Source organism: Collinsella sp. AM43-1, assembly GCF_003467925.1.
Classification (GTDB): domain Bacteria; phylum Actinomycetota; class Coriobacteriia; order Coriobacteriales; family Coriobacteriaceae; genus Collinsella.
The window spans coordinates 1-12,728 of the sequence record NZ_QSFR01000011.1; the positions used below are offsets into that span (position 1 = coordinate 1).

9 protein-coding genes and 1 tRNA gene are annotated in these 12,728 nt (G+C 59.1%); 1 reads left to right on the forward strand and 9 read right to left on the reverse strand.

The features are described 5' to 3' along the window. Positions 1–572: 572 nt before the first annotated feature. From rplT to recJ, 9 genes are all read right to left on the reverse strand, one after another. On the reverse strand, positions 573–932 hold the full coding sequence (rplT, locus tag DW925_RS06590) for a 50S ribosomal protein L20 (protein WP_006234421.1): 360 nt from the start codon (positions 930–932) through the stop codon (positions 573–575). A 46-nt stretch (positions 933–978) separates the two neighbouring features. Then, on the reverse strand, positions 979–1,170 hold the full coding sequence (gene rpmI, locus DW925_RS06595; protein WP_006234422.1) for a 50S ribosomal protein L35: 192 nt from the start codon (positions 1,168–1,170) through the stop codon (positions 979–981). A gap of 32 nt (positions 1,171–1,202) precedes the next feature. Continuing rightward, positions 1,203–1,772, reverse strand: a complete 570-nt coding sequence (gene infC / locus DW925_RS06600; protein ID WP_006234423.1) for a translation initiation factor IF-3 — start codon at positions 1,770–1,772, stop codon at positions 1,203–1,205. A 246-nt stretch (positions 1,773–2,018) separates the two neighbouring features. Further along, positions 2,019–2,105: transfer RNA gene (locus DW925_RS06605), tRNA-Leu, on the reverse strand. Between the two features lie 39 nt (positions 2,106–2,144). Beyond that, positions 2,145–3,578: a transglutaminase-like domain-containing protein gene (locus tag DW925_RS06610; protein ID WP_117582921.1), complete on the reverse strand. Its 1,434-nt coding sequence runs from the start codon at positions 3,576–3,578 to the stop codon at positions 2,145–2,147. Positions 3,579–3,931: 353 nt separating this feature from the next. Beyond that, entirely contained in the window at positions 3,932–4,798 is an 867-nt protein-coding gene (gene fba / locus DW925_RS06615) for a class II fructose-1,6-bisphosphate aldolase (protein WP_035137086.1), read from the reverse strand. Between the two features lie 194 nt (positions 4,799–4,992). Continuing rightward, complete coding sequence (locus DW925_RS06620) at positions 4,993–5,676, reverse strand: MBL fold metallo-hydrolase (protein ID WP_117629661.1); 684 nt, start codon at positions 5,674–5,676, stop codon at positions 4,993–4,995. Between the two features lie 84 nt (positions 5,677–5,760). Further along, positions 5,761–8,121 carry a bifunctional (p)ppGpp synthetase/guanosine-3',5'-bis(diphosphate) 3'-pyrophosphohydrolase gene (locus DW925_RS06625; RefSeq protein WP_117582919.1) on the reverse strand — a complete coding sequence of 787 codons (2,361 nt, stop codon included), beginning with the start codon at positions 8,119–8,121 and terminating at the stop codon, positions 5,761–5,763. A 15-nt stretch (positions 8,122–8,136) separates the two neighbouring features. Continuing rightward, entirely contained in the window at positions 8,137–11,424 is a 3,288-nt protein-coding gene (recJ, locus tag DW925_RS06630; RefSeq protein ID WP_117790663.1) for a single-stranded-DNA-specific exonuclease RecJ, read from the reverse strand. 275 nt (positions 11,425–11,699) lie between these two features. Here recJ and DW925_RS06635 point away from each other — a divergent pair, with 275 nt between their 5' ends. Next, positions 11,700–12,698: a bile acid:sodium symporter family protein gene (locus DW925_RS06635; protein WP_117582917.1), complete on the forward strand. Its 999-nt coding sequence runs from the start codon at positions 11,700–11,702 to the stop codon at positions 12,696–12,698. Positions 12,699–12,728: the final 30 nt, after the last annotated feature.

Below are 12,728 nucleotides of genomic sequence, written 5' to 3' on the forward strand. Positions count from 1 at the left end.
GTTCATCCTGAGCCAGGATCGAACTCTCCGTCCAAAATATTTGGGCTTCGAGCCCGTCCGGTCCTCTCAGTTCATCGCTGATCGGTTCCGTTCGATTCATATGGTTCTATTTGATAGGAAAAGGAATTTCTCGGGGCCGCCTCTCGGCGGCCTTGCGAAAAACAAATCCAAGTTAGACCATTTCAAATGGTTCGATGTCTGCCCGGATGCGACACTCGTAAGTGTCCATCCTCGCAGTATCCGGTTCTCAAGGTGCACGCCTGGCGGCTGATCCGGTCCGACCGGGCCGCGCGGCAAGGAGATATATTGCCAGACCGCGAAGCGATGTGGGACGTCAATTCCACTCTTCACAAGTCCTACACAATGTATCGCTTCCTATATAAGAAATAGAAAGGCTGGTGCAGAAATACTGCACGTATCAGATGATGACCCTTCGGTTTAGAGATATATAAAGATCGGTCACCTGTAACTGTCTATCTACCCGCGCTTTTGCTAAATAAACCAGCGCTTTAGATAAAAAGAGGGAGCGCCGCGCACAGCGCGACACTCCCCTAGCGATTCAAGAGAATCAATTAGGCCTCGAGAGCCTTCTTGGCGATGGTAGCCAGCTCGTTGAAGGACTCGATGTCCTCGTAAGCCATTTGAGCCAGGACCTTGCGGTCGAGCTCGATGCCGGCAACCTTCAGGCCGTGCATGAACTGAGAGTAAGAGATGTCGTTCAGGCGAGCAGCAGCGTTGATACGGGTGATCCAGAGAGAGCGGATCTCGCGCTTCTTGTTGCGGCGATCACGATACTGATACTGCAGGGAGTGCTGGACCTGCTCTTTAGCATGCTTGTAAGTACGCGAAGCGGCACCGTAGTAACCCTTCGCACGGTGCATAACGGTACGGCGCTTCTTCTTGGCGGCAACAGCGCGCTTAATACGTGCCATGTTCTATCAACTCCTAGACGGTAAAACGAAAAATGGGAACGCGAACTTAGGCGAGACGCGACTTGATGACCTTGCGGTCGGCAGCGGCAATCTCGGTCTCCTGACGGAAGCCACGCTTACGCTTGGTGGACTTCTTGCTCAGGATGTGGCTCTTGAAAGCCTTGGCGCGCATAAGCTTGCCGGTACCAGTCTTGCGGAAACGCTTCTTGGTGCCGCTGTGGGACTTCATCTTAGGCATGAAATACTCCTTAATCGGTTACAGAACACTAGTTACTTGGTATCGCTTGCCGCTTTATCCTCATCGAAGGCGCCCTTAATCGGGGCGAGCAGCATAAGCATGTTACGGCCTTCCATCTTAGGCTTGGACTCGACCGTAGCGTAAGGCTTGAGATCCTCGGCGAGACGCTCGAGAACGTTAAGACCCTGCTCCGGGTGAGCCATCTCACGGCCGCGGAACATGATGGTGATCTTAACGCGTGCGCCCTTCTTGAGGAAACGCAGAACGTGGCCCTTCTTGGTCTCGTAGTCGCCAACGTCGATCTTGGGTCGGAACTTCATTTCCTTGACCTCGACCTTGGACTGGTTCTTACGAGCGGCCTTGGCCTTCATGGCCTGCTGGTACTTGAACTTACCGTAGTCCATGACCTTGCAGACCGGCGGCTCCGCGTTGGGAGCGATCTCGACCAGGTCGAGACCCTGATCGTCGGCGACGCGCTGGGCATCGCGGATGGCGAACAGGCCGAGCTGAGAGCCATCGACGCCAATCAAACGGCACGAAGATGCAGTGATCTCGTCGTTGATGCGGGTGTCATCAGACTTAGCTATTTTCCCTACCTCCATTCATAAAAAAAAACCCGGCGCTTCTTTGCAACCAGGTCGTACACATAGACATCCTCGGTATGAGGAAGGGAATCTAAGTTGTATGACCAGTCAGCTGCTCATTGGCGCCAAAAGGTGGGAACCCTCAGGTTCCTCTTTAGGGCATTGCGGGAACAACGCCTTGCGAATAATAACACGTACCGCGCGTTATCACATTACGTACACGAAAAAGGGGGCCGCAACCCCCTTGAAGCGCAGGTGCATGTATGGTGCCCGAGGCGAGACTCGAACTCGCACGTTGTTGCCAACGGTGGATTTTGAGTCCACTGCGTCTGCCAATTCCGCCACTCGGGCACGTAATGCGTGAGTTAGTTTATCACAGCTTTCTGTTGATTAGTCCGAAAATGGAACTTCGAGCATTTCGATGAGTTCGACCGAACGGAGCATCTCACGCTGGCGGCACCCGCGTCCGTTAACCGAGGCTTCGCCCATCTGGTTGTCGTAGGGATCCTCGCGCATGCCGTCGAAAGCAGGCACAAACTCAGCCTGGAATCGATCGTTGGCCACCATACGCCACGGGTCGAGATTGCCAAAGTAGTGACGACGACGCCACTCCTCCCCCATCCTGCGTGCGGAGGAACCAAACGATACGTCGGCGTTAAGCCAACCGGTCTGGGGTGTATAGAACTCGGCCCAGTCGTGCGGTCCCACCGAATCGGGCGCAACATACAGGCCGCTCTGCCAACGGGCAGGAACGCCCGCGATGCGGCACATGGTGATAAACGTGAGCGCCATAACGCCGCAATCGCCGCGGAGCGAGTGTGCGCAGTCGTCGGCAATAGATCCCAAAAGCAGGTACGGTGGCTGATAGCGATAGTCGATATGCTGTGTCAGGTAATCATAGATAGCACGGGCGCGATCGAGCGGATCCTCGAGCCCGTCAACGACATGTTCGGTCAGTTGTTGTAAATATGGCGTGAACTCAATGTGCGGACGGTCCTCGGAGGTGTCCTCGGGCAGCGGCGCGTCCATACACGGATGCGCCGGAAGCGCACCCCCATAGATATCGCGATAAGCGGCATCGATTTGATAGCGATAGGTCACTGAGAACGAGCGATCAGTCAAGGAGACCCACGAGGCAGTACGCGCCGAGGCGCTCGCAGGAGCAACGGCCCCCTCCGGCGTCATATCAAGCATCTCGACCTGAGATTGCTGGCGGCAGGCGGCGGCAACGGGAAGCCACGCGCGAACAGTCTCTCCCTCCAAAGCACCGGGGACAGACACGCATGCCTTAAGCGTGATGGCGCGAGACAGCCCGCCCCGCGACTCCATCTCCTCGAGCATCTGGTTGCGCAGCGCAATTCCATCCGTAGAATCGGGACGCAGACCCGGGACCTCCTTGGGGTACACGCGAAGTGAATCGAGGAAGTTATCGAGAACAAACAGCTCGCCATCGATAAAGCGCCAGTCAATACGCTTACGATTAATCAGGTCATCGAACTGCTCTTCGGTAAACTCAGGCCACTCCTCGCGAATCATCGCAATGGCCCGATCACGCGACACCGAAAAATGAAGCGGCGTCTCGAGCATGCGATACCGCTCTGCACGAACACAAGCAGCCAGCGAAGGCTCAGGGTTCTGCTCCAAAAGGCGATCGCAGGCAGCAACAGCCTGCGTCAAATATCCGGCATCCTTAAGACGAAGAATCTCAGGCGTTAGCCCAATATCGAGATGGCGAAAATCATCACAGCAAACATCGACAGAGCAACCAACAGGGCCCTCGTCAATAACCTTCTCATCCGAAGGCAGTACATCAATAACAGCCATACCAAACTCCAAGTCATTAGAACTCTTGAAGCACATTGTAGCGAGATAAAAAAGAAAGCCCCAATAAAGGAGCTCTCAACACCGATAAACGGTACCTCTAAAAATGAATTCAGACTTGTAAGCCTGCGGCGTTAAACGAAGGAAGCCCCGTCCCCCGGAACCGTTTCCTTGGCGCGACTTCTGGCGAAGCCAGTAGCCATTTTAATTCAGCCCAGTAACCCTGTAGCGAGTTAACAAAGGAGGCCCCGTTTCCCCGGAGCTGATTCCGTCGCGCGACTTCTGGCAAAGCCAGGTGAGCGCGAGGGAAACAGCGTAGGGGAAACGGGGCCTCCGGCGGGAAGTTAAACCGCTACTTACGCCTTGTTGACGGAGCCAAACTCCTCCATGAGCTCCTTGGTGCGGGCAACGATGTTGTCGCGACCAGGCTTGAGGAGCTTGCGGGGGTCAAAGCCCTTGCCCTGCTGATCCTTGCCAGCCTCGATGTACTCGCGGACGCCCTTGGCGAAGACGAGCTGCAGGTCAGTGTTGACGTTGATCTTGGAGATGCCCAGGGAGATGGCCTTCTTGATCTGATCCTCGGGGATGCCGGTGCCACCGTGCAGAACGAGGGGCAGGTCACCGGTCTGGGCCTTAATCTCGCCCAGACGCTCGAAGGAAAGACCAGCCCAGTCGGCGGGGTACACGCCGTGGATGTTGCCGATGCCGCAGGCGAGGAAGTCGACGCCCAGGTCAGCGATCTGCTTGCACTCAGCAGGATCAGCGAGCTCGCCGCTGGAGGTCACGCCGTCCTCGGTGCCGCCGATGCCACCGACCTCGGCCTCGATGGACATGCCCTTGGAGTGGGCAAGCTCAACGAGCTCCTTGGTGCGGTCGAGGTTAAGCTGGAAGGTCTCCTCGTGAGAGCCGTCATACATGATGGACGTGAAGCCGGCCTCGATGCACTTGAAGCAGTCTTCGTAAGAACCGTGATCGAGGTGAAGGGCGACGGGAACGGTAACGCCCGTGGCCTCGACGGCAGCCTTGACCATGTCGGCGCAGACCTTGAAACCGCCCATCCACTTAGCGGCACCAGCGGTGCACTGAAGGATCAGCGGAGACTTGGCCTCCTCGGCGGCCTGGAGAATAGCCAGGGTCCACTCGAGGTTGTTGGTGTTGAAGGCACCAAGACCGTACTTGCCGGCCTCGGCCTTCTTGAGCATGTCTGCTGCGTTGACGAGCATAAAAGAAACCTCCTGTAAGGTTGCTCCGATAACGCCTGAGATTTTACCACGGCGCACCCGAGCATAAACGTTCGTTTGTTCACGAATATCGTCCAAACAGACTTTTTTGACCGTTTGCCCTACGAAATCGACCCGTTGGGGAAAAATAGCTTGACGTTTGGACGCTTCTCGTGCTTCAAAAGCCGACTATTAAGCTACATCTGCATGAAAGGGCTCTGCATGAGCTCGCGTGCCATGGTGGTCGAATCGCCATGGCCGGTTAGGCAAACGGTATCGGGCGGGAGAAGCTGGGCGAGCTTGGAGAGCGAGCGCAGGATCGCCGCCTCGTCTCCTCCAGAAAGATCGGTGCGGCCATGCCCACCCGGGAATAGCGTGTCGCCCACAAAGGCAATGTTCCCCTGCTCAGTGGCGGCGAACAGAACGATGCCGCCCGGTGTGTGCCCGGGCACCTCAATTACCTGCAGGCAAATGTCGCCCAGCTCAATGGTGTCGCCCTCGGCAAGCAGCCGCGTCGGCTCACCTGGATCGGGCGTCTCGATGCCCCACATCGCTCGCTGCTCCTCGATATTCGCATGCGGCACTGCTGCGTCCTTGCCACACAGCTCGTACAGGACGTCGGCGCCAACGGCGGCCCGAACTCCAGCGACACCGCCAACATGGTCGGCGTGACCGTGCGTGCAAACGGCGCCGAGCACCTGCACATCGGGGTGTTCGGCTCGAATATGCTCCACCAAGCGCTCGCCTTCCCATGCGGGGTCGATAATCACGCACTCATTGTCCGAAATGACAGCATAGCTATTGGTCTGAATGGGACCGTTTACGAGCGTCTCGATCTCGACCGATCCCTTGGGAGTTAAATCCAAGGACACAGCACTCATGTCCCTCTCCTCTCTATAGAACTCGAGGCATCAAACGATGCCTCGAGTGTAGCGAATATCGATAATATGGCACGTTCGTCGCGACTAAACGCGGCGCTTAAGCTGGGCTCCACCCTCGCCGGGCATCAAGCGACGCGCGTCGTAGACCGAGTCAACGCTGCTGATAGAGGCCAGCAGCGGATCCAGACCACTCGCGTCCGAGATCTCGACCATAAAGCGCAGGGTTGCAATACCCTCGCGGTTGGTCGACGTGGCGGCAGAAAGGATATTGCCACCCGCATCGCCAATGGCAATGGTGACATCCTTGAGCAGGCCCATGCGGTCCAGGCACTCGACCACGATCTCGACCTGGAAGAGGGTGTCGGCAGCGCCGTCCCATTCCACATCGATCATGCGCTCGGGATGCTCCATAAGACCCTTGACGTTGGGGCAGTTGGCGCGATGCACCGAAACGCCACGACCGCGCGTGATGAAGCCGACGATGTCGTCGCCCGTCACGGGGTTGCAGCAATGGGCCAGACGGACCAGCAGGCCGCTGTTGCTCTCGCCCTTGACGATAATGCCGTTGCTGGCGCTCTTGCCGCGCTTTTGCGGCTTGCGGTTGGAGCCGCGGGCAGGCTGCTTGACGACCTCGGCGATAGCCTCGGCCTTGGTGAGCTGTTCCTCGGGTTTGGGGTCCAAGATTTGCTCGACCTTATTGCCAACGGCACGTGGGGCGACTTTGCCCGCACCAACGGCGGCAAACAGGTCCTCGAGCTGCTTATAGTTAAACTGCTCCGCCACGGCGTTGAGCGCACGCGTGGATCGTGGCGTAGAGATGCCATATCCGCGCTTGCGCAGGTCCTTAGCCAGTATATCGCGGCCGGCGGCAGCGTCGTCGTCCTTGGTCGCGGCGGCGAAGTAACGGCGGATCTTTGACTTGGCGGAAGGTGTCTTAACGATCTTGAGCCAATCACGCGACGGCTTGGAACTCTTGTTGGTCAGAATCTCGACACGGTCGCCCGTCTTGATCTCGTGCGTGAGCGGGGCCACCGCACCGTTGATCTTAGCGCCGACGCAGTGGTTTCCCACCTCGGTGTGAACGGCGTAGGCAAAGTCGAGCGGCGTGGAGCCGGCACGAAGCGCCATGACCTCGCCCTTGGGCGTAAAGACGAAAATCTCCTGATCGAAGAGGTCGACCTTCAGCGAATGCAGGTATTCCTTGGCGTCGGTGATCTCATCAGACGCAGCCCAATCGAGCGAATGTTTGAGCCAGTTAATCTGGTCATCCAGACGCTGGGCATCATTGGTCTTAGACGCAGACGATCCGCCCGATTTCTTATACAGCCAGTGGGCGGCAATGCCGTACTCGGCCTGCTCATGCATCTCGTAGGTTCGAATCTGAATCTCGAGCGGACGAGCCGTGGGTCCGATAACCGTCGTGTGAAGCGATTGGTAGTTATTGACCTTGGGCATGGCGATATAGTCTTTAAAGCGACCGGGCATGGGGTGCCACAGCGTATGCACCGCACCGAGCGTGGAATAGCAATCGCGCACCGAATGGGTGATGACGCGCAGCGCCACCAGGTCGTAAATCTCGGAGAACTCCTTGCCCTTGCGCTTCATCTTTTGATAGATAGACCAATAGTGCTTGGAACGGCCGTTGATCTGAAAGCCCTCCAGGCCAATGCGGTTGAGCTCATCGGTGAGCGTCTTGATAGTCTCGGCCAGATAGCGCTCGCGAACCTCGCGCGACTCGGCTACCATGCGCGAGATGCGCTGGTAGGCATCGGGCTCCAGGTAAAAGAAGGACAGGTCCTCGAGTTCCCACTTGATAGAGCTCATGCCCAGACGGTCGGCCAAGGGCGCGTATACGTCCATGGTCTCGCGGGCCTTAAACAGGCGACGGTCCTCGCGAAGGGCCGCCAGCGTACGCATGTTATGCAGGCGGTCGGCAAGCTTGACGATAATGACGCGGATGTCCTTGGACATGGCAAGGAACATCTTGCGCAGCGTGAGGGCCTGCTTCTCGTCCATGCTGTCGACTTCGATGTTGGTGAGCTTGGTCACGCCATCGACGAGCTCGGCCACCGTATCGCCAAACAGGCCGGAAACATCGGCAAGCGAGGTCTCGGTATCCTCGACGGTATCGTGCAACAGCGCGGCGCACACCACATCGCAGTCCATCTTGAGATCGGCCAAAATGATGGCCACCTCGACGGGATGGTTGATGTACATCTCACCCGAGCGGCGCTTTTGGTTGCAGTGCTTCTCGGCAGCAAAGCAATAGGCCTGCTCCACCTTAGAGAAGTCGTCCTCATTCATATATTTGAGGCACAGGCGCTCTAGCTTGTCGTAGCTGTCCGCCATAATCTCGGGCGGCAGCTCATCGGCATGCTTATAGTGCTCCATCTCCGAAAACGGCTGGAGGGTGGAATCATGGGCGGTACGGGCTGCGGCATCCATCGAGGTCCCCTTCCCCTAGGCCCGCGGTACGATCGGGCGGTTAACTTTGGCTAGCATATCAGAAGCGCACGAATCGAGCGCCCAGCTCCGGAAAGCCGAGAACTCCATGCGCGAGCGCAAGCCCTCCAAATAGCGAATTGACCTGCTCAATTGCACGCGGCCAGGGTTTTCGGCCATCGCGATGCGACGCGTATCGTCAAACCCCGAAACGCGACAGAAACCGAGCTCTTCGAAGATTCCCAGGCCGCTTTCCACCGAGCGCTCGTCGACCGGCGTGCGAGCATCGATGGCAAGGCACATCTGCGCAATGTCGATATCGCTTGCGCAGAATGAATCGTCCCCCGTCTTGCCACGGTTGGAGCGCCACATGGTCTGCAGCGCTCGATAGAGCGTGACAAGCTCATCGCGCTCGGGCGCGTAACAGTCGAGTAGGCGCTCGTTAATGCGAGCGTCACGCGACGAATAGAGCAGGTGAATCACGGCAGGTTGGCCGTCGCGACCGGCGCGTCCGCTCATCTGGTTGAACTCGATGGCGCCAAAGGGCATGTGGTAGAGCACGACATGGCGGATATCGGGCAAGTTCACGCCCTCACCAAAGGCAGAGGTCGAAACGATGCAACTGAGGTTTCCGTCACGAAACGCTTCCTCTACGCGGCGGCGATCGGAACGCGCGAGCCCGGCGTTATAGAACGCGATATGGGTCGCACAGTCTGGCACGCGTTTGCGCAACGTCTTGGCGAGCGCCACGGACTGGTCGCGCGAATTGACGTAAATGACGGTCTTCTCCCCCGTCGCCACGATCGACACCAAACGATTCTCGCGGCTCGCAAGGTCGCGGTCGTCCTCGAGCTGCAGGTTCTCGCGCACCGTCTCGTCGACCACCGTGCGAGTAATCGGCAGCATGCGGGCAAGCTCGGCCACGACCGGAGCCGTCGCGGTGGCCGTCGCAGCCATAACAACCGGGTCGCCCAGGGCTTTGAGGATATCGGGCATGTCGAGATAGGCGCTGCGGTCGCCGCCCTTGGCAAGGCCGGCGTGGTGCGCCTCATCGATAACGACAAAGCCGATGCGGCCCGAACGCGCGAAGCGGTCACGGTGGATAGATAGGAACTCGGGCGTCGTGAGCACGATACCGGTGCGGCCCGAAGCTAGGCCGGCGAACACATCATCGCGTGCGGCCTCCACGGTCTCGCCGGTCAGCACGCCAACGCCAATGCCAAGCGCTGCCATCGTCGACGAGAGGTGATAGGCCTGGTCGGCAACAAGCGCACGCAGCGGATAGACAAAGATGCTCGCACGTCCGCGAAGGACAGCCTCGCGCGCAGCATGTACATGGAAGATGAGAGACTTGCCGCGGCCCGTTCCCATAACGGCCAAGACGCTCTGGTGGTCGGCCAAGGCATCGAGCGCCTCAACCTGCGCGCGGTGCGGCTGGTTCGATCCGATAAAGCTATGGATAAGCGAGCGCGTGAGCTCGGTATAGGAAAGCTGGGCGAGCGTCTCGCGCTTACGCGACTCCAGGCGCAGGCCGGAATCCGCCGGCTGCACGCCACGACGAAGCTCGCATGCCGGATCGTCGACGCTGGGCAGCGTGGTATCGCGGACCAGAACATCCTTGATCATGAGCTTGGGCTTCACACGCCCCTGCCAATGCTCGGCAACGGCCTCGAACACCAAGTCGACAGCGCTATCGCAGTTGATGAGCTTATCGATTTGCGGCACGCGGAACATAATGGCCGGCACACTCGCGGCGCCATCGGTCGCCACAAAGCGCATGTGCTCGCCGGTTTTGCCCACCACGGCGCGGTCGCACATCGTCACGCCCTCGGCAGCCAGCAGCGGCACCTTGTTGCCCTGGCCAAACGGCTCAAGACGGGAGATCTGCTCGATGGTCTCGATATTCAGCTCGGAAAGGTCGACGGTGGCGGCGACCTCGTCGGTGTCTTCAAAGTCCTCGGCGGGAAGCTCCGATAGCACGGCGGAAAGGCGGCGGCGGAACTCATCGAGCTTGGATGCCTCGATGGTCACACCCACCGCACCGGCATGTCCGCCGCGACGAATCAGCAGGTCGGAACAACGCTCGACGGCGTCGAACAGGTTGACCTTGCCCACCGAGCGACCCGATCCGCGCGCAACGCCGTCCTCAATCGAGAAGAGCAGCGCCGGCACGTGATAACGGTTGGTCAGGCGGCTCGCTACGATACCCTTGACGCCCTCGTGCCAGCCCTCGCCACCCACGACGATTGCGCGACCGCCGTCATAGGTCTCCTCGACCTTTGCCATGGAGTCGCGTGTGAGCTCCGCCTCGATCTCGCGGCGCTGACGGTTGATTTCCTCGAGCTCGGCTGCCAGTGCACTTGCCTCGATAGGATCGCGGGCAAGCAGCAGGTCGAGCGCCAGCTTGGGATCAGCCATGCGGCCGGCAGCATTCAGACGAGGGATGAGCGAAAACGACAGGCCGTCGGCCGTAATGGTAGAAAGGTCGGCCTTGGCAAGTGCGGCAAGCGCGATATAGCCGGGACGGGCCGTCACGCGCATCTGTTGGATGCCCTCGGCGACCAGTGCGCGATTCTCGGGCGTGAGCGGCATCATGTCGGACACGGTGCCCAGCGCCGCGACCTCGATCAGCGAACGCCAATACGACGGCTTGCCCAAACGCTCGCCCAGGACCTGCACCAGCTTGAGCGCCACACCGGCACCGGCAAGCTCGCGCGAGGGACCCTCGTCCTCGAGCTTGGGGTCGGTCAGGGGCACGCCCTGCGGCACCTGGTCGGACGGCTCGTGATGGTCCGTGACCACCAAATCGATCCCCAGGCTCTCCAGATAGGAGACCTCCTCCTTGGCGGCAATGCCGTTATCGACGGTCACGATCAGGTTGGGTTGGGCGAGCTCGTTGACGCGGTCGAGCGCCGCACGCGACAGGCCGTAGCCCTCGTCAAAGCGATGCGGAATAAACGGCGTGACGTTGGCGCCAAACGAACGTAGCGCCTCGGTCAACAGACAAGTCGACGTAATGCCGTCGACGTCAAAATCGCCAAAGACCGCGATGTGCTCGTGGTTGCGAATAGCGCGCTCGACGCGGTCGGCAACGACCGCCATGCCCGGAATAATGAGTGGGTCGGCCCAGTCGCGATCGAGCGAAGGCGTCAAAAACAGCTGGCCTTCCTCGATGGATGTTATGCCGTGCGCAACCATAATGCGCGCCACCAGCCCGGGTATGCCCAGGCCAGCCGAAAGCTCCTTTTCGAGCTCGGGGTTTTGCCGAGCGACTGCCCAGCGATGCGTCGTCTTAAGCGATGACATAGGCGCCCACCCCCGATAGGGGCAGGTCGCCGCGATACCTCTCACGGTTCATAGCGATGAGTCCTCTGTGTATACCCGCTTCGGCAGGCAGATCTGTTGAACGGATTTATTATACCGTGCAGCGCGGACGCACAACGTCCAGCACGCCGCGGTTTCGATAAACGAGGGCGGTAATACCCTCGAAATAATCGAGCGTTTCTGACGCACGGACGCATGCGAGCGTCTAGCATATCCATTCAAAACGGATTCACGAGCAAAGGGAGTCACAAGAGCATATGAAGCAATGGGTTGGACTGGGCAAGTTTCTTGCGGGGCACATGCAGGTCATCGTTCCGATTTGCGTGACGCTCGGCGTGCTCTTTCCCCGGCAGATCGGCGTGCTCAAGCCCATCGTTCCCGCCCTGTTTGCCTTTATGACGTTCCAAGGTGCGCTCAGCAACACCTTTCACCAGGTGGCCGAGGTGTTCCGCCGTCCCCTACATTTGATTTTGGCGTTATTTGTCTCGGCCGTGCTCATCCCCATCGCGGCGTATGCCATGAGCTCACTGTTCTTTGGTTCCAACCCAAACCTTGTCTGCGGCATCGCGCTCGAGTACAGCGTACCCGTGGCAGTCACCGCCTTTATGTGGATTAGCATGTTCGGCGGCAACGGCCCGCTCGCGCTCACCATCATCCTGACGTCCTCGGTCATCTCGCCCGTGACGATTCCGCTCACGCTGAAGCTCCTGCTGGGTGCCACCGTCGCAATCGATGTTCCGGGCATGATGCAGAACACGGCCTTTATGATCGCCATCCCTGCCGTGTTCGGCATCGTGATCAACGAGCTCACGCGCGGATGGGGACATGAGAAACTCTCCCCCGCGCTTTCGCCCGCCTGCAAGTTCATGATGATGGGGGTCATCGCGTCCAACTCCACCGCCATGAGCGAGTACGTGTTGCACATGAATGTTGAGCGCTTGGAAGTCGCCCTCTTTATTTTGGTCTTCGCCATCAGCGGCTTTGTCGTCGGTTTTCTGGTCGCCCGTGCGTTGCACCTGCCGTATAGCGAGACGACCACCATGTGCTTTACCTGCGGCATGCGTAACATCTCTTCGGGCGCCGTCATCGCCACGCAGTACTTTCCAGGCGAAGTCGTGTTTCCCGTCATGTGCGGAACGCTGTTTCAGCAGGTGCTCGCCTCGGTTATCGGACATCTCTTTGAGCGACTGACCGGCGAGGAGCGCGCCGCCCAACGCAAGCGCGTCGAGGCCGGCCGCGACGCCATGGGACGCTAGACCGTCCGCGTTACGCGGGTGTTAGTCTTG